Raw genomic sequence first — 24,818 nt, 5'->3', positions numbered from 1 at the left:
AACCAGCAAGCAACAAACAATGGCGCTAGCTTAGCGCGATAGCGCGCCGTGCGCACCCGCCTGTCGAAAATAGTTCATCTGTTCGCCACATCGCCGTCACCTCAGCGTCATCTGCGCCCGGCAGGATAAGCCCCATCACCAACCGCCTCCCAGCCGCCGCACCGGCGCTGTTAGCGGCGATTGGCGCACGGAGGTTTTAACCATGACGCAGATATCTAGACATCCTACCAGTTACCCTACACGCTATCAGCAAATCGCGGCGCAGCTGGAAGAAGAGCTACGCAGCCGTTACCGCGGCGGCGACTACCTGCCTTCGGAACAGCAGCTGGCGGACCATTATCAGGTCAACCGCCATACCCTGCGCCGGGCGGTGGATCAGCTGGTGGAGCGCGGCTGGCTGCAGCGCCGCCACGGCGTCGGCATTTTGGTGCTGATGCGCCCTTACGACTACCCGCTGCACGCCAAAACCCGCTTTACCCAGAACCTGCTCGAGCAGGGCAACCACCCCACCAGTGAGTGCTTACTCGCAGTATTGCGCCCGTGCAACGACCACATCGCCAGCGCGCTGGGCTGTGAGGAGGGCCAGCAGGCGATCCACCTGCGTACCCTGCGCCGGGTAAACGGCGTACCGATGAGCGTGATCGACCACTACCTGCCCGACCTCGACTGGTGGCCGGCCCTGCAGCAGTTCCGCCAGGGATCGCTGCATGAATTTATTGAACAGCATATCCATCAGCCGCTCAGCCGCCGCCAGACGCGCATCAGCGCCCGGCAGGCGCAGGCGAAAGAGCGCCAACTGCTGGAACTGGCCGCCGACGCGCCGCTGCTGTGCGTACGCACCCTCAACGTCTGCAGCGGCAGCGACCGGCTGGCGGAATACTCCGTCAGCCTGGCGCGCGCCGATATGCTCGAACTGACCATGGAGCACTGAATGTCCTCTCTCTCATCACGACAACGCTGGATGTCGGTGCTGGCGCACAGCCGGCCGGCCCAACTGCGCAGCCACTGGCAGGCGCTGAACCTGAACCCCGAGTACCGGCTGCTGCGCGCGCCGGAGATTGGCCTGACGCAGCTGCAGGGGCGCATGGGCGCCACCGGCCGCCGCTTTGTGCTGGGCGATATGACCGTTACCCGCGCGGTGGTGCAGCTGGAAAGCGGCGGCCACGGCTACAGCTATGTTGCCGGGCGTGATAAGGCGCATGCCGAACTGTGCGCGCTGGTCGACGCCCTGCTGCAACAGCCGGCATACCAGGAACGGCTGCAGCAACAGCTGATCGCCCCACTGGCGGCGGCGCAGCAGGAACAACGCCAGCAGCGCGCCCGCGAGGTGGCCACCAGCCGGGTCGATTTCTTTACGCTGGTACGGGGAGAGTCGCCATGAGTTTACTGGATGGTTTCGCCAGCCCGGTGGCGCAGGCGCAGCAGACGTTCCGCCTGATCCTGAAAGCATTGAGCGAACCGGGCGTCACGGTGCGGCTGACGGGCGGGCCGCAGTGGCCGCCGCTCAACGCCGCCACCACCGCCGTCTTGCTGACGCTGGCCGACGGCGAAACGCCGCTCCTGATCGAACCGGCGCTGAACGGTGAGCAGGTGCTGACTAACCTTCGTTTCCACACCGGCGCGCCGCAGGCCTCCTCGGCGGCGCAGGCGGCGTTCGCCGTTTACGGCCCGCGCCTGCAGGAGGCGGATCTGCACGCGCTGCCGCACGGCGACGAACTGGCGCCGGAACAAGGCGCGACGCTGATCGTCCAGCTCGACGATCTGGAAAACGGCGCGCCGCTGCGGCTGCGCGGCCCCGGCATTGCCCACAGCCGCACCATCGCGCCGCCGTTGCCGGAGGCGCTGCGCCGCTATCTGCTGGCGCGCCCGCAGCCCTTCCCGCTCGGGCTTGACGTGATTCTGACCTGCGGCGACGCGCTGCTGGCCATCCCGCGCACCACTCATCTGGAGGAATGCTGATGTACGTAGCCGTAAAAGGGGGCGAAAAAGCCATTGAGGCCGCGCACCGGCTGCAGGAGCAACTGCGACGCGGCGACCCGGCACAACCGGCGCTGACGGCCGCGCAGGTGGAGCAGCAGCTCGGGCTGGCGGTGGACCGGGTCATGACCGAAGGCGGCGTCTATGACCGTGAACTGGCGGCGCTGGCGATTAAGCAGGCCAGCGGCGATCTGGTGGAGGCGATTTTCCTGCTGCGCGCCTACCGCACCACGCTGCCGCGTCTGGCCGTCAGTGAGCCATTACTCACCGAGCAGATGCGGCTGGAACGCCGCATTTCGGCGATTTACAAAGACCTGCCCGGCGGCCAGCTGCTCGGCCCGACCTATGACTACACCCACCGGCTGCTGGACTTCGCGCTGCTGGCGGACGGCGGCGCGCCCGATGCAACGCCGCAGCTCGCCGACGATGCGCCGGCAACCGGCTGCCCGCACGTGTTCAGCCTGCTGAGCCGCCAGCAGCTGGCGCAGGCGGAACAGGACGACGGCAGCACGCCGGCGGATATCACCCGCACGCCGCCGGTCTACCCCTGCCCGCGCTCGGCGCGCCTGCAGCAACTGGTGCGCGGCGATGAAGGCTTTCTGCTGGCGCTCGGCTACTCCACCCAGCGCGGCTATGGCCGCAACCACCCGTTCGCCGGCGAGATCCGCAGCGGCTATGTCACGGTGGAGATCGTGCCGGAAGAGCTGGGCTTCGCCATCGACATCGGCGAAATCCTGCTGACCGAGTGCGAGATGGTGAACGGCTTTGTCGCCCCGGAACAGCAGCCGCCGCACTTTACCCGCGGCTACGGCCTGGTGTTCGGCCGCGCCGAGCGCAAAGCGATGGCGATGGCGCTGGTGGACCGCGCCCTGCAGAAGGACGAGTACGCGGAAGACGGCGACAGCCCGGCACAGGACGAAGAGTTCGTGCTGTCCCACGCCGATAACGTCGAGGCCGCCGGCTTCGTGTCCCATCTGAAACTGCCGCATTATGTGGATTTCCAGGCGGAACTGGAACTGCTGCAACGCCTGCGGCAGCGCGGCGAGCCCACGCAGGAGACGCCCCATGAGTAACGTACTGAGCGGCTACAACCCCGGCTATCTGGATGAACAGACCAAACGCATGATCCGCCGCGCCATCCTGAAGGGCGTGGCCATCCCCGGCTATCAGGTGCCGTTCGGCGGCCGCGAGATGCCGATGCCCTACGGCTGGGGCACCGGCGGCATCCAGCTGACCGCCAGCGTGGTCGGCGACGCCGACGTGCTGAAAGTCATCGATCAGGGCGCGGACGACACCACCAACGCGGTCTCGATTCGCCGCTTCTTCCAGCGCGTCGCCGGCGTCGCCACCACCGAACGTACCGTCGAGGCTACGCTGATCCAGACCCGTCACCGCATCCCGGAAACGCCGCTGCGGGAAGACCAGATCCTGATCTATCAGGTGCCGATTCCGGAGCCGCTGCGCTTTATCGAACCGCGCGAAACCGAAACGCGCAAAATGCACGCGCTGGAGGAGTACGGCGTGATGCAGGTGAAACTCTACGAGGATATCGCCCGCTACGGCCATATCGCCACCACCTACGCCTACCCGGTGAAGGTCAATGACCGCTACGTGATGGACCCGTCGCCGATCCCGAAATTCGACAACCCGAAGATGCATATGATGCCGGCGCTGCAATTGTTCGGCGCCGGGCGGGAGAAGCGGATCTACGCCCTGCCGCCGTACACCAAAGTGGTCAGCCTGGACTTTGACGATCACCCGTTCAGCGTCCAGCAGTGGGAGCAGCCCTGTGCGTTGTGCGGTTCCCGCAGCAGCTACCTGGACGAGGTGGTGCTCGACGATCAGGGCAACCGCATGTTCGTCTGCTCAGATACCGACTACTGCCGGCAGCAGCTGGCGTCATCCACGGAGACACCGCGCCCATGAGCACCACACCGTTACACGACGCCCCGCTGCTGTCGGTCGAGCGTCTGACCCATCTGTACGCGCCGGGCAAAGGCTTCAGCGACGTCTCTTTTGATATTTACCCCGGCGAAGTGCTGGGCATCGTCGGCGAATCCGGCTCCGGTAAAACCACCCTGTTGAAAAGCATCTCGGCGCGGCTGGCGCCGCAGCAGGGGCGCATCCTCTACCGTCCGCAGGCCGGGCAGGAGCAGGATCTGTACGCCATGGCGGAGAGCGCGCGCCGCCGCCTGCTGCGCACCGACTGGGGCGTGGTGCACCAGCACCCGCTGGACGGGCTGCGGCCGCAGGTGTCCGCCGGCGGCAATATCGGCGAGCGGCTGATGGCCGTCGGCCAGCGCCACTACGGCGATATCCGCCGTCAGGCCGGGCAATGGCTGGAGGACGTCGAGATCCCGCTGTCGCGCCTTGACGATCTGCCCACCACCTTTTCCGGCGGCATGCAGCAGCGGCTGCAGATCGCCCGCAACCTGGTCACCCATCCCAAGCTGGTGTTTATGGACGAACCGACCGGCGGGCTGGACGTGTCGGTGCAGGCGCGGCTGCTGGATCTGCTGCGCACGCTGGTGGTGGAGATGCGGCTGGCGGCGGTGATCGTCACCCACGATCTGGGCGTCGCGCGCCTGCTGGCGCACCGGCTGCTGGTGATGAAACAGGGGGAAGTGGTGGAAAGCGGCCTGACCGACCGGGTGCTGGACGACCCGCACCATCCCTATACCCAACTGCTGGTGTCTTCCGTGTTGTCGTAACTGAGTGGGGAATCTATGACGATCAAAATTCGCGTCGAACATCTGAGCAAGACCTTTGTGCTGCACCAGCAGCACGGTACCCGGCTGCCGGTGCTGCACGACGCCAGCCTGACGGTCAGCGCCGGCGAATGCGTGGTGCTGCACGGCCACTCCGGCAGCGGTAAGTCCACCCTGCTGCGCTCGCTGTACGCCAACTACCTGCCGGACAGCGGCCATATCTGGCTGGACCATCAGGGAGAATGGATCGATATGGCGCAGGCGGAGGCGCGGCAGATCCTGGCGGTGCGCCGCCGGACGCTGGGCTGGGTCAGCCAGTTTCTGCGGGTGATCCCGCGTATCAGCGCGCTGGAGGTGGTGATGCAGCCGCTGCTGGAGCTGGGCGTGGCGCATGACGAGTGCCGCGAGCGCGCCAGCGCGCTGCTCAGCCGGCTTAACGTGCCGCAACGGCTGTGGGGGCTGGCGCCGTCCACCTTTTCCGGCGGCGAACAGCAGCGGGTCAACATCGCCCGCGGCTTTATCGTCGACTACCCGATCCTGCTGCTGGATGAGCCCACCGCCTCGCTGGACGCACGCAACAGCGCGGCGGTGGTCGCCTTGGTCGAACAGGCGCGCCGGCGCGGCGCCGCCATCGTCGGCATTTTTCATGACGACCAGGTGCGCACTCAGGTCGCCGACCGGCTGCACATCATGCAAGCGCCGCAGGCGCTGGAGACGCCGTGATGATTATTAATAACGTAAAGCTGGTGCTGGACGACCAGGTGGTGAACGGCTCGCTGGAGATGGGCGACGGCGTGATCCGCAGCTTTGCCGACGGCCACAGCCGTCTGCCGCAGGCGCTGGACGGCGAAGGCGGCTGGCTGCTGCCGGGCCTGATCGAACTGCATACCGATAACCTGGATAAATTCTTTATGCCGCGCCCCAACGTGGACTGGCCGGCCCACTCCGCCATGAGCAGCCACGACGCGCTGATGGTTGCCTGCGGCATCACCACGGTGCTGGACGCGGTGGCGATAGGCGATGTACGCGACGGCGGCCACCGGCTGGAGAACCTGCAAAAAATGATCGACGCGGTGATCCACAGCCAGCGCGCCGGGGTAAACCGCGCCGAACACCGCCTGCACCTGCGCTGTGAACTGCCCAACGCCGGCACGCTGCCGCTGTTTGAACAACTGATGGATAAACCGGGCGTGTCGCTGGTGTCGCTGATGGACCATTCGCCGGGCCAGCGCCAGTTCGCCTCGCGCGCCAAGTATCGCGAATATTATCAGGGCAAATATAACCTGAGCGACGCCGCGATGGATGAGTATGAACAGCAGCAGGTCGCGCTGTCAGCCCGCTGGGCGACGCCGAACCGCCAGGCCATTGCCGAACGCTGTCGCGAACGGGGCATTGCGCTCGCCAGCCATGACGACGCCACCGCCGCGCACGTTGCCGAGTCCTGCGCGCTGGGCAGCGCGATCGCCGAGTTCCCCACCACCGAGGAAGCGGCCCGCGCCTCGCACCGGCAGGGGCTGCAGGTGCTGATGGGAGCGCCGAACATCGTGCGCGGCGGCTCGCACTCCGGCAACGTGGCGGCGCATCAGCTGGCGGCGCAGGGGGTGCTGGATATCCTCTCTTCCGACTACTACCCCGCCAGCCTGCTCGACGCGGCGTTCCTCCTGGCCGCCGACGCGCGCAACGGTTATGACCTGCCGCAGTCGGTGGCGATGGTCACCCGCAACCCGGCGCGGGCATTGGGGTTAGCCGATCGCGGCACCATTGCCGAGGGGCTGCGCGGCGATCTGGTGCTGGCGCGCGCGCACGGCGAGCATATCTATGTGCAGCACGTGTGGCGTCAGGGACGGCAGGTGTTCTGATGGCGCAGCTTATCTATCTGATGGGGGCCTCCGGCTCCGGCAAGGACAGCCTGCTGGCCGCCCTGCGCAACGCGGCGGACAGCGCGCCGCTGGTGGCGCACCGCTATATCACCCGCCCGGCGCAGGCCGGCTGTGAGAACCACGTGGCGCTGAGTGAACGCGAGTTTCTGCGCCGGCGCGCCAACGGCCTGTTCGCGCTGGACTGGCAGGCCCATCACACCCGTTATGCGTTAGGGATCGAGGTCGATCTGTGGCTGTTGCAGGGGATCGACGTGGTGATCAACGGCTCGCGCGCCTATCTGCCCTACGCCCGTCAGCGCTATGGCGCGCAACTGCTGCCGCTGTGCCTGCAGGTTGAACCGGCGGTGCTGCGCCGGCGTCTGGAGCTGCGCGGCCGCGAAGACAGCGGGCAGATTGAACAGCGGCTGGCGCGTGCGGCGGCCTACAGCGTGCCGTCCGACTGCCTGCGGCTGGATAACAACGGCGAGCTGAGCGAAACGCTGGCGGCGCTGCTGCAACTGCTGACGGCGCTGCGGCGCGAGGAGACACCATGCAACTGACTTTTCTCGGCACCGGCGGCGCCCAGCAGGTGCCGGCATTTGGCTGCGCGTGCGCCATCTGCCAACGGGCGCGCCGTGAGCCGGCCCGGCGTCGTCGCGCATGCAGCGCCATGCTGGATTATCAGGGGGAAACTACGTTAATTGATGCGGGATTGACGTCATTGGAGCGGCGGTTTTCGGCGGGGCAAATTCAGCGTTTTTTACTGACACATTACCACATGGATCACGTTCAGGGGCTATTTCATTTGCGCTGGGGGTGTGGAAGCGCCATTCCGGTGTACGGCCCGCCCGATGAACAGGGCTGCGACGATCTGTTCAGACACCCCGGCATTCTGGACTTTCAGCCGCCGCTGGCGCCGTTTGTCAGCATAACGCTGGGCGGACTGCGCATCACCCCGCTGCCGCTGATCCACTCTAAAATCACCCACGGTTACCTGATCCAGAGCGCCGACCGCACGCTGGCCTACCTGACCGATACCGTCGGTCTGCCGCCTGACACCCTGCGTTTTCTGCAGGGCGTCCGCCTGGATCTGCTGGTGCTGGACTGCAGCCTGCCGCCGCAGGCACAGGCGCCGCGCAACCATAATGACCTCACCCGCGCGCTGGAGATTCAGCAACGGCTGTTGCCGCAGCGCACCCTACTGACGCATATCAGTCACCGGCTCGACGCCTGGCTGCTGACGCACCCGCTGCCGCCGGGGCTGGAGCTGGCGTACGATGGCCTCTGCATCGATGTCAGTGCGCCAGACGCTCCCCGTGCTGCAGCCGATCGGACTCCAGCACCCTGACGCCGTCGCCGGGGCTGAACGCCTGCTCCAGCAGGGTCTGCGCCACATCGCGGGCGGCGACCGATTTCCATCTGCCGGGCAGCAGCCTGAATAGCGGCTGGGCTACGCGCTCCAGTAAACGCGGCGCAGTGCGTTTACCCAGCAGCATCGACGGCCGCACCAGCGTCAGACGCTGCCAGCCCTGCTCGCGCAACGCCTGCTCCATCTCCCCTTTGATGCGGTTATACAGGAAGGTGGAGTGCGGGCTGGCACCCATCGCGCTCACCGCCAGACAGTGCTGTGCGCCGAGCCGACGGCCGGTCAGCGCGCTTTCCACCACCAGCGTATAGTCGACATAGTGAAAATTGCCGTCGCTGCCGGCCTGCTGCCGCGTGGTGCCAAGACAGCAGAACACCGCGTCAACCGGCTGATCCAGCTCCGTCAGCAGGGCGAACAGATCGTCGCCCACCGGGTTGGTCAGTTTGTCATGCGGCGGCAGCGGCCGGCGGCTGGGGGCGGTAATCGCCGTCACCCGCCGGTCCGCCAGCAGCAGGCGCAACAGCTCGCCGCCCACCAGCCCGGTAGCGCCCGTTATCAATACCCGTGCCATAATGCCTCCCGTGCCGTTGTCGCTTTCCATGTAAGTATAAGACAGGTAACAAACCCTGGATCGGCAGGGTGCCTGCGCTAGCTGCGGGCCCAAAACAACTTGGTGCCAAAACCGAGAACGTTGTCGGTCATCTTCACCTCCTGCAGGCTCAGTTGCCACAGGGTGGCCGACATGGCTTTTGCCACCGGGAAACGCTTGCAGTAACGGGCGCGCGCCTGTTGCTCTTCATCACCGCTCAGTATACGCGCCTCTGCGCGATACTGGATGCCTTTAATCAGCGCGATGCTTTTGGGCTTTGGCGCAATGGTGCCGACCACTTCAGCATGCTGCTGCATCAGCTGCCCGTGGCGGGTATGCGGTTCGGTCATCAGCCACAGCGCCATGCGCTCGGCGTCAAACACGTAAAAACAGTTGGCGCACCACATCTCCACGCCGTTGCCGGCGCAGAGCGTCAGCACGTGCTGTTTGCTGAGGAAGCGGATGATATGCTGCTGTTGTTCGCTCTGTTCCACCGGGGTCTCCTTTAGGCTGTTAACAGCATCTTACCACCGGATTGAGAGGCTGCCTGTGCGGCAGTGAACATGCGCTTGATTTAAAACGAGAGGGCGATAAGTTTCTAAGCTGCCTGTACGGCAGTGAGTCCCAATATTGCCCCAAGAAATCAGACATTGGCAATGATAACGCTAAACAAAGCCCTGATTTTGTCAAAGGTGATTGAAAAAAATACGCGGTGGTTTATGTTTTCAGAGCGCAGGAATGGCGCGACTTTATCAATCACGGATGGGAAACATGGCACTATACGGGAAGTTTATAGTTAATGATGCGGATTATTCACCGCTGACGATTTATGGCATCGGCACGTTTATGGCGTTCTCCGGCGACGGTAATTACCGGAACGCGCCAGGGTGTGGGATGATTCCCAACGAGGGGCCAATCCCCTCGGGCAAATACTGGATCGTTGATCGCCCTACCGGTGGCATTCGTGAACCAATAGCAACGTGGTTTAGTGATGTGCTAAACCGGAATTTACGCAATATACCTACCGGAAAAAATGAGTGGTTTGGACTATTCAGGGACGACGGGAAGATAGACGATCACACATGGATAAATGGCGTCAAGCGAGGGAATTTTAGACTGCATCCGGGAACGATATCATATGGTTGTATCACGCTAAAACATCACTCAGACTTTGCAGCAATTCGTAGTGCTCTACTGAGGACTAAAACAATCAATATCAGAAATATGAGATTGCGCACGTATGGTATCATTGATGTGATTAGCAACGGAGAATGCAAGGTAAGCGGATGAAAAAGGCATTTTTAATACTGGCAAAATTAGCTGTTTTCATCATATTCCTGATGAACGTTGGCGTATGGTTTCCATTTTATCACTTCATCAGGCGCAACATACATCATGTAATGTCTCTGGATACCGCAACAAACATTACAGATATTATTGGGGGGTATCCGGAACCATGGGATTTCATGGCTATAGCAATAGTTTTATTTTTAAACACAATAATATCCATAATTTTATGCAAGCTGACATTTATGCTGGCTCGTCATATTAGAAAAAAAATGAATAAATCAGATTAAATAAAGGCCGGTTAACCCGGCCTGAATTATGATTTCTCTAAGCTGCCTGTACGGCAGTGAACTGTTGCAGTATAGCGTTAATCGTCTGTTTAAACAGAAAATTCCCTATTATTTAACCAAAAACACTTTTTTCTGACATTTCAATAGTACCATTAAAAATCAATAGGTTAGAGTTTTTCACAAAAAAAGGGTTAGAACCTAAAGGATGCTAGCAGTGGCACGCAGGCCATAAGCACTAAACTCACTGGCTGTCGGCATAGCTAGCAAATGGCTGATAGCTGATAGCTGATAGCTGATAGCCATTATTGAATGATAATGAAAAATATAGCGCTTCTATTCAGAAACGTTTCCTTCTCCCACTTACATAAATCAATAAAACGTCTTGCCATTTACTTTATCAATGCAAAAACTTCAACCTCAATAAAAATCACATAGTTAAAAATTTCAGTGCATTCATTCCTTATATAATACCTTTAAGTTATATTTAATATCCCTAGATAAATAAAACATTAAATTAACTTACATGCTCAAGCGCACATTTCACTCGTTTTTTCTCCAGTGCTTATTGAATGTAAAACTCTTACAAGATATGTTGTTTTTATGCCGTTAGATAAGGATGGCTGGTAGCTTATTATCTATTGTTAACAGGAAGGAATCTCAAGGATGAGTAAACGAAGCGATATAATTGATGGAGCGGAGGCTTCCAGTGCGCCGTATGGGCTGGTATATACGGAAGTTATTGGTTGGATCGACCTGGGACATGCACAGGGCACTGATATTCGAAATCTAATGCGCACTATTGATTCCGGGGAATCCTCTGGCGAGGAATACTATCGGGTATCATATTCGCAGTCTATGAGGGACCCAACAAAGACGATTAAAATGGGTAAATTTATAACCTGGCGAATTAAACACGGGCATTCATATTACGAGCGGCAAAGTATTGCGTTGGCAATGATGATGTCTTTGTCGCTGAAGTTTGAAGGGCTTCAGGCCTCATTTCCCATGAGTCTTGTGACAGACAGTGGGTTCAGCGGGGAGGATCTGATATCAAATTTGTTGGGCTTTTACCGTGCCGTATCAATCCAAAATCCATTTAGTATGCTGCGCCCCGTAAGTAAAGCCGAAGCATTAAAACGTTGGGATCACTATGGGAAAATAGGTTCTTGGAAAAATGAGACGTTCAAGCCGATACTATTCCCGGATCCCAAAAGATTCCCACATGCCACACCACGAAGAGGGGAGTTACCTAGTTTCATGAAAACAGTCAGGCCGTGGAGTGACTTCCGTTCAGGTATTGTTAAGATTGCCACTGCTAATGGTTCATATATGGATAGTGCGAGGAACGGGGTATTACCCTATGCGTAAATCAGTTAAAGCGATCATAGTAACGGGAGTGGTGATTACCGCTGCATTCGTGTGGGCATGGCCTTATATAGCGATGAATTTTGCCGGCAGCGCACACTATACCGAACAGGATAAGAGAGAGTATGAGTTTTATACTCCTGACCTCCTGAAGGCTATGCCGCGTATATCCCCTCGTTATGACTTTGATTTTGCAAACATTACCGGCCCTTCATCACATGTATACGCGATCAGATATTACGATACCGATGATTCGAGTAAAGTCGATGCTTACCTAGAAACCGCAGGGTACAAAAAGCAGAAAGAATGCTTTATCGAGGCCACATGTTGGACTGGAGACGATCCTCAAGAAACAGTGACAGTAAGCATGTTGGAGAGTTCAAAATCGATATTGGTATCAGTTGTTTATAATTTCTGAGATTCGCTACCGGCCGTGACTTACATAGAAAAAGCAAAACCCCGCTGGCGCCCTGCGCGGGTGCGCCTGTATTTCTAAGCTGTCTGTACGGCAGTGAACGATTAAACTTTTGGTGTCAAATTGATTCTTGGATTTCTAAGCTGCCTGTACGGCAGTGAACTGTTGCAGTATAGCGCTAATCGATTGTTTAAACAGCATAAGCACTATCATTTTGCCCATAACCCTTTTTTCAGACGCACTAATTATAGCTTTATAAATCAATAGATTAAAATTCGGTAAAAAAAAGGGTCAAAGCCTGGGGCCTGGTGTTCAAACTATAAAGCTCGCGAGGCGCAAACAACGTTTGCCAGCCTATGTTCTGCCGCCCCTACAAAGATTTCATCACCATACCAAACGCTGCCAGCACCATAATAACTCCCGTGGTACGAAAGAGTATGCGCTGTGACGAAGCGCTAGTGAGGAAACGGCGTATTTTTATTGCCGCCAGAATAAAGATAGCGCCGACGGCCAATAGGACAGACATGGTCAACGGCACTAGCATCGTTCCCCAAACCTGTAGGGATACACGATCCAAAGAGATCACCAGCGGCAGAATGGCCAGGTAAAAGGCGATGGTTTTGGGGTTCCCAAGCGTTATCGTCAACCCGGACAGCCATGCGGAGGTTAGCTCACGACGGGTAGCCTTCTGGTCGATATTTACCGCCTGGGGCTGATAACGCCAGAATTGCCAGGCGAGAAAGAACAGGTAGCAGGCGGCGGCCCAGTTTATCAGGGTAAAGAGTGAGGTATAGGTATGCGCAATAACCGCCAAACCAAATACCGCAGTGGAAAGATAGATTAAGTCCCCGAGTATCAACCCGGTCAGCATGGTAAACCCCGTCACTGCGCCGCCGCTGACGCTGCGGGCGACCAGCGCGGTCATGCCCGGCCCCGGCACGGCAGCCGCCAAGCCTAACGCAGCAGCGTAAGAGATGATTTGAGCGGTTCCTAACATAAGTATTCCTGTTGTAATTGATTATTGATAATTAGAAGACTGGTTGTTTGATACCAGACATAAGCCAAGACAAAACCGTGAATTATCACATCTGTGAATTTAAATAATGCTCTTGAGTTATCAGCATAATTGAGTGGGTTTTATGTCAATACCTCACCTACTCTTACCCTTTATTTATCTAAAAACCTCCGCAAAACATTAATATTCATATAATTATAAGACGATGTCGGCGCAGGATCGCCATCCCTTATCCCCATACTGAAATCTTGTTAACAAGCAGCAGAGAATATATTTAACGCGCACAATGAGTCGTCGTTAAGAACAGAAGTCCTCTCTGAATCGCTAACAAACCCTCGCCATTTCGAGATAAAACAGGCACAAAAACACATTAATTCCACGAACCTATTATGCATTGAGCATCGAGGAATTTGTGACCTATATTGCTTGCTTAAACGAGAATTATTGGCAAGAATTACCGATTACAAAGTAAAAAATGAAAGGAATGTTCCGTTATGCCGCTTGATATGACAGAGATGAAAATCCTCAGGCTGTTGCAAGACGATGCCAGAGTCACAAACCAGGCGTTAGCGGAGAAAATAGGCATGTCGGCCTCGCCGTGCTGGCGCAAAGTCCGCAAACTTGAGGAAGAAGAAGTAATCCAAGGCTATCGCGCGGTGTTGGATCGCAAAAAGATCGGCCTGGGTGTAATGGTGTTTATTCGCGTCGCCATCGACAGCCATAGCGAAACGGAAGCCAAGAAATTTGAAGAAGAGGTAACGGCGTTGGAAGATGTGGTGGCCTGTTACAGCATTGGCGGCGATGCCGACTTCTTGCTGCAGGTCGTGGCCCCCGATCTCGATTCGTATGCTGATTTTGCCATGTCGGTAGTCCGCAGATTGCCCGGCATTAAAGAGATGCAGAGCATGTTCGTATTAAAAGAGATCAAACCGCTGGTGTCTTACCCGATAAAGAAAACTGCGCAGACCAAAAGCGGGCAGTGAAGAAGGGATTCTTTTGCTGCCTCCCAGGATTTCAAACACGGCAAAAGAAAATTTATTTATATAAATCAATAAATAAAAACATAGAAACTCAAACATGGGGACGATAATATGGCGGTAATTACCGCATACGCTTCTTCAAACGGGAATATGCCAGGCCGCCGACCAGGCTACCAACGACGCATCCTACCCCCAGCCCGACAAGCAACAGAACAAAGTTAGCGGACATCTGATCTTCACCGTGAACCGGCCCCACCAGCCAATCCGAAATATAAGGATACGCCAACCATATAAGCACAATGCCTATTGCCGTCCCAACAATAATAGCGATAACCCTTTTCATGCCACTCTCCAAAACCATATCTCTTTCGATTTAAAAAAATCACTAAAACGTCCCGCTACCGATATCCCCACTGGATACGGAAATAACTCGACTTCGTCGTCAAACGGACACCGTTCCACAAGTCAATACGATCGCCAGAACGGTTACGAAAGCTTTCACCTCCGAGCTGCCAATAATCTTTGAAGAAAATAATGCCTGTTTGCCCTCGTAATATGTTAGAAAAATTCCTCGGCGTAACCTTGACTACTTTACCAACGCCTGGAATAGGCGTATTAGCTAATGCGTTAGCCAGTTCTTCCGCACGCAATATATGCCCTTCGCTCTTTGCAGAAGACAGCACCTGTGAGCCTTGTCACATCATAGCCGCAGCAAGATAGCGCAACGCCAATTCGAATTGCGCATTGATCATCAAACGCCTTATGCCCATCATGATTACGACATGGATTTTCATCCCCATAAATTTCAGGATGGCTATCCCAATAGCTTTTTAAATGTAATATTCGTATAGTTCCCTTTTAGATAGATGAAGTCCATTTGCGACATACTAATAAATTAAATTCAAATCAATATTGAATTACAGGTAGAACTCACAAACAACCATCAAAAAAATATTTAACCACATCGAAAATAATAAATACCCATTGATTACTTTGCTATTAGCTCGCCTCCTATTTTTTCTAAAGCCTCCCAGGCGGTAATAACTGAAGGCTACATATGCTTTTTACAGAACAATCTTCCGGTTAGACAGAAAAAGGAGAAACGGGGATACTGAGCGCCGTAAACCATGCGGAACAGACCCGCACGAGACGATTCGTTCAAAGGTAGGAATAATGGCGGAAACCACCACCTGGCACCTGTATATGCTGCGTCTGCCAAGCGGCATGCTGTATACCGGCATCACCACCGACGTGGCACGGCGGCTGGCGCAGCATCAGGCGGGCAAAGGTGCCAAGGCGCTGCGAGGCAAAGGCGAGCTGCAGCTCGCCTTTCACTGCGCGGTCGGCGACCGTTCGCTGGCGCTGCGGCTGGAATACCGCATCAAGCAGCTGAGCAAGGTGCAAAAAGAGAGGCTGGTGTCACACCCGCCTCTGTCTTTGGACTATCTGCTGGTTAAAAACGGTTAAACGGCGCGGCGTACTCCACTGCGCCGTTTACGCCGTCCAGCGCGTCTTGCGCCAGCGGGTAAACCTGAAACGCCTGCTCGCAGCCCGGCCAGCGGCAGCTCAGCCCGAACTCCGCCGCCGGCTTAAAGCCAAAGCGTGAGTAATACGCCGGCTCGCCCAGCACCACCACGGCGGCATAGCTGAACTCGTTCAGCGCATCCAGCCCTTCGTAAACCAGCTTCTCCCCCAATCCCTGACGGCGCAGGCGCTCTTCCACCGCCAGCGGCGCCAAGCCGACCCACTGGCGATCCTCGCCTTCGACGTCGACCGGGCTGAAGGCGGCATAGCCCACCACGCCGCCTTCGTCATCGGTGGCGACCACGCCCAGCGTCAGCAGGCCGTCTTCGCGCAGCTGGCGCACCAGATCGGCTTCATCGTCACGCCCGAAGGCACTGCGCAGCAGGGCATCGATGCCCGCGGCGTCTACCGGAATCTCTACGCGAATCAGCATGGCGCCACCACTCGGGAAGACGGTTCTGCGCCCTCTTGTAAACCTGCTTCAACAAACTCCGCCAGCTGCAGCAAGCCAATGCGCAGCGGCGCCGGCATGGCTTCCAGTTCAATCGCATCCATCAGATTTTTTACATACAGGCCCAATTCGGTATCCCCTTCAATCTGTAGCCGACGCTGGAAAAACAGCGTGTCAGGATCCTGCTTGCGCGCCGCGATCAGGATCAGATCGTTGGCGTCGCCGCTGAAGCTGACGTCGGCCTGTGCATGCTGGCGAACCACCAGCCGATCGTTTTCTACCGTCATAAACCATTGTAGCGCCAGATCGCGTACTTCGATCTTCAGCCACCGTGATTCAAGAAATTCCAGATCGCCATCCGCGAGCGCCTGACGGAACTGCCAACCCAGCACCTGCTCCAGCAGTTGACGCTGCAGGGCGAAAGGGGTGAGTTTGAGCGGCACGCGCAGCAGCGACGGCCCTTGGCGCACAATGCGCGATCGTAGTTTTTCCAACACGGTCATCCACTCCTTCATTACTCAATTCCCGCTATTTTGCCATATTGCGGCCAGGCTTCCGCGGTCTATATCAACAAATCATGCGATTGAGGGTGACTCCCCCGCCGTTTATCAATACGCCAGAAACTGCCCCAAATCAAAACCTGCTGCGTATGACTTCACTAAAATTGTCCCCCCGTTAAACAGCGCCGCTGCCGTATTACGCACGGCGACAACCGTCACAGCGCCCCGCCGCTGGACCAGGATCACTGTATGGAGCTGCTTTGTCCCGCCGGAAATTTACCGGCGCTGAAGGCCGCGGTCGATAACGGCGCCGACGCCGTTTATATCGGTCTGAAGGACGACACCAACGCGCGCCACTTCGCCGGGCTGAACTTCAGCGAAAAGAAACTGCAGGAAGCGGTGGAGTATGTGCATCGCCACGGCCGTAAGCTGCATATCGCCATCAACACCTTCGCCCACCCCGACGGCTACGCCCGCTGGCAGCGCGCGGTGGATATGGCGGCACAGCTGGGCGCCGATGCGCTGATTCTGGCGGATCTGGCGATGCTGGAGTACGCCGCCGAACGTTACCCGCATATCGAGCGCCACGTCTCCGTGCAGGCCTCCGCCACCAATGAAGAGGCGATTCGCTTCTATCAGCGTCACTTTGCCGTGCACCGCGTGGTGCTGCCGCGCGTGCTGTCGATGCATCAGGTGAAACAGCTGGCGCGCACCAGCCCGGTGCCGCTGGAGGTGTTCGCCTTCGGCAGCCTGTGCATCATGGCGGAAGGCCGCTGCTATCTCTCTTCTTACCTGACCGGCGAATCCCCCAATACCGTCGGCGCCTGCTCGCCGGCGCGTTTCGTCCGCTGGCAGCAGACGCCGCAGGGCATGGAATCACGCCTGAACGACGTGCTGATTGACCGCTATCAGGAAGGCGAAAACGCCGGCTACCCGACGCTATGCAAAGGCCGCTATCTGGTTGACGATGTGCGCTACCACGCGCTGGAAGAACCCACCAGCCTGAACACGCTGGCGCTGCTGCCGGAACTGTTGGCCGCCAATATCGCTTCGGTAAAAATTGAGGGCCGCCAGCGCAGCCCGGCCTATGTCAGCCAGGTGGCGCGCGTCTGGCGCCAGGCAATCGACCGCTGCATCGCCGACCCCGCCGGCTACCAGCCCGACGCCGGCTGGATGGCGGCGCTCGGCGCAATGTCTGAAGGCACCCAGACCACGCTCGGCGCCTATCACCGTAAGTGGCAATAGCAGGAGGCTGCATGAAATACGCATTGGGGCCGGTGCTCTACTACTGGCCGAAAACCGAGACCGAAAGCTTTTACCAGCAGGCGATGCACAGCAGCGCCGATATAATTTATCTCGGCGAGAGCGTCTGCACCAAGCGGCGCGAGATGAAGGTCGGCGACTGGCTGGCGCTGGCCAAAACGGTGGCGCAGTCTGGCAAGCAGGTGGTGCTCTCCACGCTGGCGCTGCTGCAGGCACCCTCCGAGTTAAACGAGCTGAAGCGCTATGTGGAGAACGGCGAATTTCTGATTGAGGCCAACGATCTCGGCACGGTGAATATGGCGGCGGAACGCGGCCTGCCGTTTGTCGCCGGCCATGCGCTGAACTGCTATAACGCCTATACCCTGCGGCTGCTGCACAAGCAGGGTATGACGCGCTGGTGCATGCCGGTGGAGCTGTCCCGCGACTGGCTGGGTAAGGTGCTGGAGCAGTGCGGCGAGCTGGGTTTCCGCCGCGGTTTTGAGGTGGAAGTTCTGGGCTACGGTCACCTGCCGCTGGCCTACTCCGCCCGCTGCTTTACCGCCCGTTCGGAAAACCGCGGCAAGGACGAGTGCGAAACCTGCTGCATCAAATACCCGCAGGGGCGCGCCATGCGCTCACAGGAAGACCAGCAGGTGTTCGTACTCAACGGCATTCAGACGATGAGTGGTTACTGCTACAACCTGGGCAATGAGCTGAGCGGCATGCAGGAGCTGGTCGATATCGTGCGGCTGTCGCCGCAGGGCGTGGAGACGTTGACGATGCTCGAGCAGTTCCGCGCCAATGAAAACGCTCAGCAACCGCTGGCGCTGGCCGGCAGCAGCGACTGTAACGGCTACTGGCGACGCGTCGCCGGGTTGGAGCTGGTGCAGTAACAGCCCCCCTCCTGTTCTTCTACGGTTTAGATTGATCCCCGCTCACGCGGGGAACACGATGATTTCGTCATGATTGGTGACTCCGTCGCCGGTTTATCCCCGCTCGCGCGGGGAACACTCCAAAGATATCCAATTGAATTATATTGATTTTTTAGCGCTTAAAAAAGCCACCAACTTTTTGCCATTACTGGGAAAGTATAACCAATTGAAAAATAATCAGTTTATTTTCACTTCGCTATCAAAATAGGCGCAGCACCGAACATATAATCATTCACCTTCTGCAGCACGTACCGAGCAGGCTTTGTCCTTTAAAACTACGCCCGCCGCTTACGGAACAGGCTGCGCAGCGCCACGCTGTTGTGCACCAGACCCACCCCGATACCAATCACGGTATACACCGCGCCAAGCAACAGCAGCATCAGCACGTCGTTCCCCACTTCATTCAGCGACATCCCCATCTGGTTCACCCCGGCGATCGCCTTGGTGGCCCAGGTGGAAGGAATGCAGTAGGAAATGGCGCGCACCCAGCCCGGCATCGCCTGCAGCGGCCAGATGGTGCCGGAAAGGTAGAAAATCGGCGTGGTGATAAACGCCAGCGTCAGGTAAATCATCTCCACGCTGCGTAGGCACTCGGTCACCAGCTTCCCTAACCCCAACACCGCCAGCAGGAACGGGAAGGTCAGCAGCAGCACTTCCGCAATGTTCGCCGTCTGCCGGTAGCCCAGCACCCATGGCCACAGCACAAACAATACGATCGACAAAAACAGCCAGATCGGCAGCAACGCCGACAGACCGCCGAGATACACCGGGATCGACGGTTTGCCGCTCGGCGCGCTTTTCAGCGCAATGCTGACGCGCACGCTGGCGATCAGCAACGAGTGCTGCAGCAGCATGACCAGCAGGCCGGGGAAGACGATTGCCGCAAAGCTGATGCCGGGGTTAAACACGTCCAGCGTCTGCCCCTGAATCGGCGTCAGGATAATCTGCGCCTGCCGCTCGCTAAAGCCGCTGCGCAGCAGCAGCGACGTGTTGTACTGATTAAGCAGCTGCTGATAAGCGGTCACCACGTCCTGCTGGATCTGCCCGTTAGCCAGCCGGTTGGTGGCGTCGCCGTACACCGGTACCACAATGTTCTCACCGTGCAGGATCTTCTTCTCCAGATCCACCGGCATAATGATCACCGCAAACAGCTCGCGCCAGCCCAGATCGCGCTGCGCCTGATCCAGACTGTCGTAGGTTTTGATAGCGATTTTCGAGGTGGCGTCCAGCTGACGGATCAGCTCGCGGCTGGCGCTGCTGTGATCCTGATCGATCACCCCCACCGGCAGATCCCACACCGAACGGTTGGCATACACCAGGCTCATTACGCACAGCGACAGGATCAACATCAGCCACATCGGCCGTTCCAGCATGCCGATCAGCACCCGGCTAAAGGTTTGCCAGTAACTCTTCATAGCGCTCCCTCGTCCTTAGCCAGCCGCTTCGGCAGCCGGTTGCGCACCAAAAATGCGGTCACCAGCGGATAGACCAACAGCAGCGCGCAGACGCCGAAAATCGCCCGCGCCGGCACCTGACGCAGAAAAACGTCAAACATCGCGTACAACGCGTGCGTCAACGGTTCGATATTGGAAATAATCCGCACCGGCAGCGGCATCGACAGCTCCGGCACCGCCATGCCGGAATAGGTCATCGCGATACTGACCAGAATACCGATCAGGCTGTAGGCGGTAATCGCGCTGCCGGTAAAGGTAAACAGCAGCAGGCCGATACTCTGCGCCGCCGCCACGTAGAAAAAGCCGATCAGCAGCATAAACAGCGGGTTGCCGCTGACGCGTGCGTCAAAAATACCCACCAGTGCGGCAATCTCAATCATCAGCAGCGTGGTAAAGCTGATGGTGTACGGCGCCAGTTTGCCCAACAGCGCCAGGCTGAACGGTCGTGCGCTCAGCAGCGACTTGCTGCGCGCCATCACGTAGATCATGCAGGTAACGACAAACAACTGCAGCAGGTGAATGGTCGCGGCGAACTGCTGGTAATAAATATAACTGCCGCTGGCGTTAAACAGACTGCCGTAGTTAAGCGTCACATCCGCCAGCGGCGGCAGCGTTTTCCCCATGCTGGCGGCGATAATCGAACGGTAGCTGCCGTTGGTTTCCGTTATCAGGCCGCTGAAATCCTGGGTGGAGTAAAGCCCGGCGCCGTAGAACAGGGCGTTGTAATACAGCACGATGCTCGGCTGCTTGCCCGCCAGGGCATTCGCCTCAAGATCGGGCGGCACATACAGCAGCGCATAGTCCTGCGCGCTGCGCAGCCGGCGCAGCGACTCACTCAACCCGCCGTCATGAGCCTCCACGTGAGCATGAGAGCCGGCGTCCAGTTTACGGACCAGCGATTTTGACAGCGGGCTGTGGTCGTTATCCACCACCGAAACCGGCAGGTTCAGCAACGTTCCCTCCGAGAAGTTGCTGCTGATAAGGCCAAACAGGATCAGCGGGAACAGCCAGCCCAGCCAGTGGATCACCGGGCTGCGGAAAGCAACCCGGCATTCCCGGCTAAACGCGTGGCTGAAGCAGCGCCATCCGGCCCTTACTCTTTCCATTGCCATAAGCTGCTCATCCCTGGGCGCAGGCCTTCAATCGGCTGGGCCGGGTACAGGCGGACTTCAAAGGTTTTCAGGTCGAAATCGCCGGTGGCGCGCGTAGCACGCTTGGTGGCGTAGTCCCCCAGCGGGGCGATATAACGCACTTCGGCATCGATGACTTTATCTTTCAGCGCCGGTACGCGCAGCTTCACTTTATCGCCTTTGCGTATATTGGCCAGAATGTCTTCACGCAGGTTAAACACAAAGTAGGCATCCGGCAGGCGGATCAGCGTCACCAACGGGCTGGAAGCGTTCAGCAGCTCACCGACTTCGGCGGGAATCGGCCCCACTTCGCCGTCGACCGGCGCCTTCACCTGCAGGTCATCAGCCTGCGCCTGCACTTCCAGCAGGTTTTCTTCCGCTGCACGCAGCGCCGCGGCATATTGCTGACGCAGCTCGATACGGTCGCCGTTGATGCCTTCATCCAGCTTGGCCTTCGCATCCTGTACCTGTTGGTAGGCGGTGTCGCGCGAACGGCGCGAACTGTCCAGCTCAGACTTGGAGATATAGCCTTTGGCCGCCACGCTGCGGTTACGATCGTAATCATGCTGCGCGTTGCGCAGTTCGGCCTGCGCCTGTGCCAGACTGGCGCGCAGGCTGCGGATATTCTCTTCACGCGTGCCGTGCAGCGACTGGTCGAGCTGCGCCTTGGCCTCATCGCGCGTTGCCTGTGCCGAACGCAGCTGCGCCAACAGCTCCGGGCTGTCCAGTGTAATCATCACCTGGCCGGCCTTCACGTCGTCGCCGCGTTCAATCAGGCGTTCCACCACCCGTCCCTTGGCTTTCGACGCCACGATCACTTCCGGCGCGTCCACCTCTCCCTGCAGTAATAAGTCCTGATTATGCGAGCGGAATAATACCGCCATCGCAATCGCGATCACCACCAGCAGCAGGGTAAATAAGGTCTTTTTATTCATGCATCAAGCTCCCTGAACGTAAGCGGCAAGCGAAAATGTGACTATCCATACAACGTAGGTCTCTCCCCAAAGGCCATATCTGCGGTAAGGATATCACAAGCACATATATCCTCTTTTATAACCGCAATTTGCATTATGCTTTTAACGTGAAATTGCAGATCCCTGCACTCGCCCTTTAAGCGATGAAACTTGCAACAATGGACGAATGATATGACACAAAACGCATCAGTTCCGCTTTCGGTACTGGATCTTTCCCCGATTCCTCAGGGAGCAAAAGCGCGCGACGCGTTTCACTGCTCTTTAGATTTAGCACAACATGCTGAAAAGTGGGGGTTCCAGCGCTATTGGTTGGCGGAACATCACAATATGACCGGTATCGGCAGCGCGGCGACCTCGGTGCTGCTCGGCTATCTGGCCGCCGGCACCGACACCATTCGGCTGGGCTCCGGCGGCGTGATGCTGCCCAACCATGCGCCGCTGGTGATCGCCGAACAGTTCGGCACGCTGGAGTCGCTGTACCCTGGCCGTATCGATTTGGGGCTGGGCCGCGCGCCGGGCACCGACCAACGCACCATGATGGCGCTGCGCCGCCACCTGTCCGGCGAGGTGGATAACTTCCCACGCGACGTGCAGGAGCTGCAGCACTACTTTGCCGAGGTACAGCCCGGGCAACCGGTGCAGGCGGTGCCGGGCCAGGGGCTGCACGTGCCGATCTGGCTGCTGGGTTCCAGCCTGTACAGCGCCCAGCTGTCCGCCAAGCTTGGCCTGCCGTTCGCCTTCGCCTCCCACTTCGCGCCGGATATGCTGTTCCAGGCGCTGCGCTTGTACCGGGAAAACTATCAGCCTTCCGAACGCTGGCCGCAGCCGCATGCGATGGTATGCGTCAACGTCATTGCCGCCGACAGCGAGCGCGACGCGCGCTTCCTGTTCAGCTCCATGCAGCAGCAGTTTATCAACCTGCGCCGCGGCGAGCCGGGGCCGCTGCCGCCGCCGGTAGACAATATTCACGCGCTGTGGAGCGCCGGCGAGCAGTATGGCGTCGAGCAGGCGCTGAGAATGTCGATCGTCGGCGATGAAAATAACGTGCGTGAAGGCCTGCAGGCGCTGCTGCGCGAAACCGAGGCCGACGAGATTATGGTTAACGGCCAGATCTTCGACCATCGGGCACGGCTGCGTTCGTTTGAGATCGTCGCGCAGGTAAAGGATGCGTTAACGCGCGGCTAAACGCCGCGCACTGCGGCGGGGGAGCCTTCCCCCGCCCTCGTTTCAGGTGCGGGACGGCTGTCCGGCCGCCAACCGCCGATCGGCGCGCAGTACCAGCAGGGTGCGCAGCAGCAGCGCCAGCATCAACAGCAGCTCCAGCACCAATGCCGCCAGCAGCGCATGCAGATAGTCACCCGGCGACGCATGCAGCACCTGCACCAATACCGTCCCTAGCAAAATAGGCCCCAGCCCCAGAGACGTTTGTTGCACCGTCGCCAACAGGGCGCTGCCGGAGCCGGCATGCTCGACCGGCACATCAGCCAGGCCAATACGGAAGAAACCGCTGACGATCAGCGCCTGACCGGCACCGATCAGCAGCGTTGCCGGGATTAAATTGACGATGTCCGGCTGCGGCCATACCAGCAGCATAGTCAGCATCAGCGCCAACAGCCCGCCGATCTGGATCAGGCAGCCAAACAGCAGCGTGCGCACCTTGCCGAAATGCTCAATCACCGTGCTGCTCAGCAGCGAGGAAATAAAATATGCCACCCCGAGCGCAATAAACGCATTGCCCGACTGGAATGCATTCAGCTTCGCCCCCGCCTGCAGCGTCAGCGCCATCACAAACATAAAGCCGCTCCAGCAGGAGAAGAACAGAATGGCGATGGTCAGCCCGAATCTGACGCTCGCCAGCCGCAGCAGCGCTGGCGGCAGCAGCGGGAAGTTATTACGCCGTTCCTGGCGCCGTTCCACACGCCACAGCTGCAGCAACAGCGGCCCGCTGAGGGCCAGCAACGCCAGACACGGCCACTGCCAGTGCCACACCGGCCCCAACGCCAGCGGAAACAGCAGGCAAACGATGGTCAGCGCCAGCAGCAAGGTGCCCGGCCAGTCGATATTGACCCGCCGTTGCGCGCGCGTGTCCGGCACCCAGCGATGGGCGCAGACCAGCACCAGCACGCACAGCGGAATATTGATCAAAAAGACGCTGCGCCAGCCGTAACCGGCGATATCCAGCGAAACCAGCAGCCCGCCCAGCACCTGGCCGATAATAAACGCCAGCCCGCCGATGCCGCCGTACAGTGCCATCGCCCGGGCGTGTTCGCGCCCGCGCAGGCAAACGTGAATGGTCGCCATGATCTGCGGCACGATCATCGCCGCGCCGACCCCCTGCAGCGTACGCGCCACCAGCAGCAGCCAGACCGAGTTCGCCAGCCCGCACATCAGCGAGGCCAGGGCGAACAGCCGCACGCCCCATAAAAACAGGCGGCGACGCCCCAGGTTATCCCCCATCCGGCCGCCCATCGCCAGACAAACGGCAAACGCCACACCGTAAACCGCGACAATCAACTCCAGCTGCGTCGGCGTGGCGTGCAGCGACTGCGCCATCGCATCCAGCCCGACGTTAACGATGGAAAAGTCGATCATCGGCAACAGTTGCCCCGCCAGTAAAATTATCAACCCCGCACGGCCCAGAACGGCCGCGGATGATGGTGTGCTCATCGTGTCCTACCCTTGTATCAAACCAGGAATGTGACTAGCATCACCATTAAATTAAACGGGTATCAGTTCTTGATTATCATGGTATAAAAACTA

Annotated in this window: 30 protein-coding genes; 19 read left to right on the top strand and 11 right to left on the bottom strand. The window is 58.5% G+C overall.

Going from position 1 to position 24,818, the window contains the following annotated elements:
* The first annotated feature begins 202 nt into the window (after positions 1 to 202).
* From phnF to phnP, 10 genes are read left to right on the top strand one after another with little or no spacing between them, the layout of a single operon-like run.
* On the top strand, positions 203 to 931 hold the full coding sequence (phnF, locus tag CLM71_RS02260; RefSeq protein ID WP_105229561.1) for a phosphonate metabolism transcriptional regulator PhnF: 729 nt from the start codon (positions 203 to 205) through the stop codon (positions 929 to 931).
* Positions 932 to 1,381, top strand: coding sequence for a phosphonate C-P lyase system protein PhnG (gene phnG / locus CLM71_RS02255; protein WP_105229560.1), 450 nt, complete (start codon positions 932 to 934; stop codon positions 1,379 to 1,381).
* Positions 1,378 to 1,959, top strand: a complete 582-nt coding sequence (gene phnH, locus CLM71_RS02250) for a phosphonate C-P lyase system protein PhnH (protein WP_105229559.1) — start codon at positions 1,378 to 1,380, stop codon at positions 1,957 to 1,959. Before phnG ends, phnH begins: the two co-directional genes overlap by 4 nt.
* On the top strand, positions 1,959 to 3,050 hold the full coding sequence (locus tag CLM71_RS02245; protein ID WP_105233195.1) for a carbon-phosphorus lyase complex subunit PhnI: 1,092 nt from the start codon (positions 1,959 to 1,961) through the stop codon (positions 3,048 to 3,050). Before phnH ends, CLM71_RS02245 begins: the two co-directional genes overlap by 1 nt.
* Positions 3,043 to 3,903 (top strand): alpha-D-ribose 1-methylphosphonate 5-phosphate C-P-lyase PhnJ, encoded by an 861-nt coding sequence (locus CLM71_RS02240; RefSeq protein ID WP_105229558.1) that lies wholly within the window; start codon positions 3,043 to 3,045, stop codon positions 3,901 to 3,903. Before CLM71_RS02245 ends, CLM71_RS02240 begins: the two co-directional genes overlap by 8 nt.
* Positions 3,900 to 4,688 (top strand): phosphonate C-P lyase system protein PhnK, encoded by a 789-nt coding sequence (phnK, locus tag CLM71_RS02235; protein ID WP_105229557.1) that lies wholly within the window; start codon positions 3,900 to 3,902, stop codon positions 4,686 to 4,688. Before CLM71_RS02240 ends, phnK begins: the two co-directional genes overlap by 4 nt.
* A gap of 15 nt (positions 4,689 to 4,703) precedes the next feature.
* Entirely contained in the window at positions 4,704 to 5,408 is a 705-nt protein-coding gene (gene phnL / locus CLM71_RS02230) for a phosphonate C-P lyase system protein PhnL (protein WP_105229556.1), read from the top strand.
* Entirely contained in the window at positions 5,408 to 6,544 is a 1,137-nt protein-coding gene (gene phnM / locus CLM71_RS02225; RefSeq protein WP_105229555.1) for an alpha-D-ribose 1-methylphosphonate 5-triphosphate diphosphatase, read from the top strand. Before phnL ends, phnM begins: the two co-directional genes overlap by 1 nt.
* On the top strand, positions 6,544 to 7,104 hold the full coding sequence (gene phnN / locus CLM71_RS02220; RefSeq protein ID WP_105229554.1) for a ribose 1,5-bisphosphokinase: 561 nt from the start codon (positions 6,544 to 6,546) through the stop codon (positions 7,102 to 7,104). The genes phnM and phnN overlap by 1 nt, the downstream gene beginning before the upstream one ends.
* A complete protein-coding gene (phnP, locus tag CLM71_RS02215) occupies positions 7,095 to 7,892 on the top strand; it encodes a phosphonate metabolism protein PhnP (RefSeq protein WP_105229553.1) in 798 nt (265 codons plus the stop codon). Before phnN ends, phnP begins: the two co-directional genes overlap by 10 nt.
* Here phnP and CLM71_RS02210 read toward each other — a convergent pair.
* Together CLM71_RS02210 and CLM71_RS02205 are read right to left on the bottom strand one after the other, a co-directional pair.
* Positions 7,840 to 8,481, bottom strand: coding sequence for an NAD(P)H-binding protein (locus CLM71_RS02210; protein WP_105233194.1), 642 nt, complete (start codon positions 8,479 to 8,481; stop codon positions 7,840 to 7,842). The genes phnP and CLM71_RS02210 overlap by 53 nt on opposite strands.
* A gap of 77 nt (positions 8,482 to 8,558) precedes the next feature.
* Positions 8,559 to 8,993, bottom strand: a complete 435-nt coding sequence (locus CLM71_RS02205; protein ID WP_105229552.1) for a YhbP family protein — start codon at positions 8,991 to 8,993, stop codon at positions 8,559 to 8,561.
* A 277-nt stretch (positions 8,994 to 9,270) separates the two neighbouring features.
* Between CLM71_RS02205 and CLM71_RS02200 the strand changes: the two genes are divergently transcribed.
* The 4 genes from CLM71_RS02200 (at position 9,271) to CLM71_RS02185 (ending at position 11,859) form a co-directional block, all read left to right on the top strand.
* Positions 9,271 to 9,789: a DUF2778 domain-containing protein gene (locus tag CLM71_RS02200; RefSeq protein ID WP_105233193.1), complete on the top strand. Its 519-nt coding sequence runs from the start codon at positions 9,271 to 9,273 to the stop codon at positions 9,787 to 9,789.
* On the top strand, positions 9,786 to 10,076 hold the full coding sequence (locus tag CLM71_RS02195; RefSeq protein ID WP_105229551.1) for a hypothetical protein: 291 nt from the start codon (positions 9,786 to 9,788) through the stop codon (positions 10,074 to 10,076). Before CLM71_RS02200 ends, CLM71_RS02195 begins: the two co-directional genes overlap by 4 nt.
* Positions 10,077 to 10,739: 663 nt before the next feature.
* A complete protein-coding gene (locus CLM71_RS02190; protein WP_105229550.1) occupies positions 10,740 to 11,444 on the top strand; it encodes a hypothetical protein in 705 nt (234 codons plus the stop codon).
* Positions 11,437 to 11,859, top strand: a complete 423-nt coding sequence (locus tag CLM71_RS02185) for a hypothetical protein (RefSeq protein ID WP_105229549.1) — start codon at positions 11,437 to 11,439, stop codon at positions 11,857 to 11,859. Before CLM71_RS02190 ends, CLM71_RS02185 begins: the two co-directional genes overlap by 8 nt.
* 367 nt (positions 11,860 to 12,226) lie before the next feature.
* Here CLM71_RS02185 and CLM71_RS02180 read toward each other — a convergent pair whose 3' ends face one another.
* Positions 12,227 to 12,853 (bottom strand): LysE family translocator, encoded by a 627-nt coding sequence (locus tag CLM71_RS02180; RefSeq protein ID WP_105229548.1) that lies wholly within the window; start codon positions 12,851 to 12,853, stop codon positions 12,227 to 12,229.
* A 512-nt stretch (positions 12,854 to 13,365) separates the two neighbouring features.
* Between CLM71_RS02180 and CLM71_RS02175 the strand changes: the two genes are divergently transcribed.
* Positions 13,366 to 13,854: an Lrp/AsnC family transcriptional regulator gene (locus CLM71_RS02175; protein ID WP_105229547.1), complete on the top strand. Its 489-nt coding sequence runs from the start codon at positions 13,366 to 13,368 to the stop codon at positions 13,852 to 13,854.
* Positions 13,855 to 13,972: 118 nt separating this feature from the next.
* Here CLM71_RS02175 and CLM71_RS02170 read toward each other — a convergent pair whose 3' ends face one another.
* Positions 13,973 to 14,194 (bottom strand): FtsX-like permease family protein, encoded by a 222-nt coding sequence (locus tag CLM71_RS02170; protein ID WP_105229546.1) that lies wholly within the window; start codon positions 14,192 to 14,194, stop codon positions 13,973 to 13,975.
* Between the two features lie 55 nt (positions 14,195 to 14,249).
* The gene (locus CLM71_RS24080) at positions 14,250 to 14,534 is read right to left on the bottom strand and encodes a T6SS effector amidase Tae4 family protein (RefSeq protein WP_199776394.1); all 285 of its coding nucleotides are present in this window, start codon (positions 14,532 to 14,534) and stop codon (positions 14,250 to 14,252) included.
* Positions 14,535 to 15,024: 490 nt separating this feature from the next.
* Here CLM71_RS24080 and CLM71_RS02160 point away from each other — a divergent pair, with 490 nt between their 5' ends.
* A complete protein-coding gene (locus CLM71_RS02160; protein ID WP_145961161.1) occupies positions 15,025 to 15,318 on the top strand; it encodes a GIY-YIG nuclease family protein in 294 nt (97 codons plus the stop codon).
* Here CLM71_RS02160 and CLM71_RS02155 read toward each other — a convergent pair.
* Both CLM71_RS02155 and CLM71_RS02150 read right to left on the bottom strand, forming a co-directional pair.
* Positions 15,305 to 15,808 carry a GNAT family N-acetyltransferase gene (locus CLM71_RS02155; RefSeq protein WP_105229545.1) on the bottom strand — a complete coding sequence of 168 codons (504 nt, stop codon included), beginning with the start codon at positions 15,806 to 15,808 and terminating at the stop codon, positions 15,305 to 15,307. The genes CLM71_RS02160 and CLM71_RS02155 overlap by 14 nt on opposite strands.
* Positions 15,802 to 16,329: an SCP2 domain-containing protein gene (locus CLM71_RS02150; RefSeq protein ID WP_172606355.1), complete on the bottom strand. Its 528-nt coding sequence runs from the start codon at positions 16,327 to 16,329 to the stop codon at positions 15,802 to 15,804. Before CLM71_RS02150 ends, CLM71_RS02155 begins: the two co-directional genes overlap by 7 nt.
* Positions 16,330 to 16,575: 246 nt before the next feature.
* Here CLM71_RS02150 and CLM71_RS02145 point away from each other — a divergent pair, with 246 nt between their 5' ends.
* Positions 16,576 to 17,571 (top strand): peptidase U32 family protein, encoded by a 996-nt coding sequence (locus tag CLM71_RS02145; RefSeq protein WP_105229544.1) that lies wholly within the window; start codon positions 16,576 to 16,578, stop codon positions 17,569 to 17,571.
* 11 nt (positions 17,572 to 17,582) lie between these two features.
* Positions 17,583 to 18,461 (top strand): U32 family peptidase, encoded by an 879-nt coding sequence (locus tag CLM71_RS02140; RefSeq protein ID WP_105229543.1) that lies wholly within the window; start codon positions 17,583 to 17,585, stop codon positions 18,459 to 18,461.
* A gap of 314 nt (positions 18,462 to 18,775) precedes the next feature.
* On the opposite strand, the gene CLM71_RS02135 is transcribed toward CLM71_RS02140, so the two are convergent.
* Genes CLM71_RS02135 through CLM71_RS02125 form a run of 3 tightly spaced genes read right to left on the bottom strand, consistent with a single transcriptional unit; the run spans position 18,776 to position 22,019 of the window.
* Positions 18,776 to 19,915, bottom strand: coding sequence for an ABC transporter permease (locus tag CLM71_RS02135; RefSeq protein ID WP_105229542.1), 1,140 nt, complete (start codon positions 19,913 to 19,915; stop codon positions 18,776 to 18,778).
* Complete coding sequence (locus CLM71_RS02130; RefSeq protein ID WP_105229541.1) at positions 19,912 to 21,066, bottom strand: ABC transporter permease; 1,155 nt, start codon at positions 21,064 to 21,066, stop codon at positions 19,912 to 19,914. The genes CLM71_RS02135 and CLM71_RS02130 overlap by 4 nt, the downstream gene beginning before the upstream one ends.
* Positions 21,048 to 22,019 carry an HlyD family secretion protein gene (locus CLM71_RS02125; RefSeq protein ID WP_105229540.1) on the bottom strand — a complete coding sequence of 324 codons (972 nt, stop codon included), beginning with the start codon at positions 22,017 to 22,019 and terminating at the stop codon, positions 21,048 to 21,050. Before CLM71_RS02125 ends, CLM71_RS02130 begins: the two co-directional genes overlap by 19 nt.
* Positions 22,020 to 22,229: 210 nt before the next feature.
* Here CLM71_RS02125 and CLM71_RS02120 point away from each other — a divergent pair, with 210 nt between their 5' ends.
* Positions 22,230 to 23,243: a luciferase-like monooxygenase gene (locus tag CLM71_RS02120; RefSeq protein ID WP_105229539.1), complete on the top strand. Its 1,014-nt coding sequence runs from the start codon at positions 22,230 to 22,232 to the stop codon at positions 23,241 to 23,243.
* Between the two features lie 42 nt (positions 23,244 to 23,285).
* On the opposite strand, the gene CLM71_RS02115 is transcribed toward CLM71_RS02120, so the two are convergent.
* A complete protein-coding gene (locus CLM71_RS02115) occupies positions 23,286 to 24,725 on the bottom strand; it encodes an MFS transporter (RefSeq protein ID WP_105229538.1) in 1,440 nt (479 codons plus the stop codon).
* Positions 24,726 to 24,818 lie beyond the last annotated feature (93 nt).

The organism is Serratia sp. MYb239 (assembly GCF_002966855.1).
In the GTDB taxonomy this organism is placed as follows: domain Bacteria; phylum Pseudomonadota; class Gammaproteobacteria; order Enterobacterales; family Enterobacteriaceae; genus Serratia_B; species Serratia_B rhizosphaerae.
The sequence above is the reverse complement of the archived record's forward strand: the minus strand, read 5'-3'. Positions and strand labels throughout refer to the sequence as shown.

Excerpts from the sequence above, each read along its gene's own strand:
- CLM71_RS02190 (WP_105229550.1), top strand. The coding sequence starts at position 10,740 with ATGAGTAAACGAAGCGATATAATTGATGGAGCGGAGGCTTCCAGTGCG.
- CLM71_RS02130 (WP_105229541.1), bottom strand. The coding sequence starts at position 21,066 with ATGGCAATGGAAAGAGTAAGGGCCGGATGGCGCTGCTTCAGCCACGCG.
- CLM71_RS02150 (WP_172606355.1), bottom strand. The coding sequence starts at position 16,329 with ATGACCGTGTTGGAAAAACTACGATCGCGCATTGTGCGCCAAGGGCCG.
- CLM71_RS02145 (WP_105229544.1), top strand. The coding sequence starts at position 16,576 with ATGGAGCTGCTTTGTCCCGCCGGAAATTTACCGGCGCTGAAGGCCGCG.
- CLM71_RS02115 (WP_105229538.1), bottom strand. The coding sequence starts at position 24,725 with ATGAGCACACCATCATCCGCGGCCGTTCTGGGCCGTGCGGGGTTGATA.
- CLM71_RS02140 (WP_105229543.1), top strand. The coding sequence starts at position 17,583 with ATGAAATACGCATTGGGGCCGGTGCTCTACTACTGGCCGAAAACCGAG.
- CLM71_RS02180 (WP_105229548.1), bottom strand. The coding sequence starts at position 12,853 with ATGTTAGGAACCGCTCAAATCATCTCTTACGCTGCTGCGTTAGGCTTG.
- phnH (WP_105229559.1), top strand. The coding sequence starts at position 1,378 with ATGAGTTTACTGGATGGTTTCGCCAGCCCGGTGGCGCAGGCGCAGCAG.
- CLM71_RS02170 (WP_105229546.1), bottom strand. The coding sequence starts at position 14,194 with ATGAAAAGGGTTATCGCTATTATTGTTGGGACGGCAATAGGCATTGTG.
- phnN (WP_105229554.1), top strand. The coding sequence starts at position 6,544 with ATGGCGCAGCTTATCTATCTGATGGGGGCCTCCGGCTCCGGCAAGGAC.
- phnK (WP_105229557.1), top strand. The coding sequence starts at position 3,900 with ATGAGCACCACACCGTTACACGACGCCCCGCTGCTGTCGGTCGAGCGT.
- CLM71_RS02125 (WP_105229540.1), bottom strand. The coding sequence starts at position 22,019 with ATGAATAAAAAGACCTTATTTACCCTGCTGCTGGTGGTGATCGCGATT.
- CLM71_RS02210 (WP_105233194.1), bottom strand. The coding sequence starts at position 8,481 with ATGGCACGGGTATTGATAACGGGCGCTACCGGGCTGGTGGGCGGCGAG.
- CLM71_RS02185 (WP_105229549.1), top strand. The coding sequence starts at position 11,437 with ATGCGTAAATCAGTTAAAGCGATCATAGTAACGGGAGTGGTGATTACC.
- CLM71_RS02120 (WP_105229539.1), top strand. The coding sequence starts at position 22,230 with ATGACACAAAACGCATCAGTTCCGCTTTCGGTACTGGATCTTTCCCCG.
- CLM71_RS02135 (WP_105229542.1), bottom strand. The coding sequence starts at position 19,915 with ATGAAGAGTTACTGGCAAACCTTTAGCCGGGTGCTGATCGGCATGCTG.
- phnP (WP_105229553.1), top strand. The coding sequence starts at position 7,095 with ATGCAACTGACTTTTCTCGGCACCGGCGGCGCCCAGCAGGTGCCGGCA.
- CLM71_RS02200 (WP_105233193.1), top strand. The coding sequence starts at position 9,271 with ATGGCACTATACGGGAAGTTTATAGTTAATGATGCGGATTATTCACCG.
- phnG (WP_105229560.1), top strand. The coding sequence starts at position 932 with ATGTCCTCTCTCTCATCACGACAACGCTGGATGTCGGTGCTGGCGCAC.
- CLM71_RS02245 (WP_105233195.1), top strand. The coding sequence starts at position 1,959 with ATGTACGTAGCCGTAAAAGGGGGCGAAAAAGCCATTGAGGCCGCGCAC.
- phnM (WP_105229555.1), top strand. The coding sequence starts at position 5,408 with ATGATTATTAATAACGTAAAGCTGGTGCTGGACGACCAGGTGGTGAAC.
- CLM71_RS02155 (WP_105229545.1), bottom strand. The coding sequence starts at position 15,808 with ATGCTGATTCGCGTAGAGATTCCGGTAGACGCCGCGGGCATCGATGCC.
- CLM71_RS02240 (WP_105229558.1), top strand. The coding sequence starts at position 3,043 with ATGAGTAACGTACTGAGCGGCTACAACCCCGGCTATCTGGATGAACAG.
- phnF (WP_105229561.1), top strand. The coding sequence starts at position 203 with ATGACGCAGATATCTAGACATCCTACCAGTTACCCTACACGCTATCAG.
- CLM71_RS02175 (WP_105229547.1), top strand. The coding sequence starts at position 13,366 with ATGCCGCTTGATATGACAGAGATGAAAATCCTCAGGCTGTTGCAAGAC.
- CLM71_RS02160 (WP_145961161.1), top strand. The coding sequence starts at position 15,025 with ATGGCGGAAACCACCACCTGGCACCTGTATATGCTGCGTCTGCCAAGC.
- phnL (WP_105229556.1), top strand. The coding sequence starts at position 4,704 with ATGACGATCAAAATTCGCGTCGAACATCTGAGCAAGACCTTTGTGCTG.
- CLM71_RS02195 (WP_105229551.1), top strand. The coding sequence starts at position 9,786 with ATGAAAAAGGCATTTTTAATACTGGCAAAATTAGCTGTTTTCATCATA.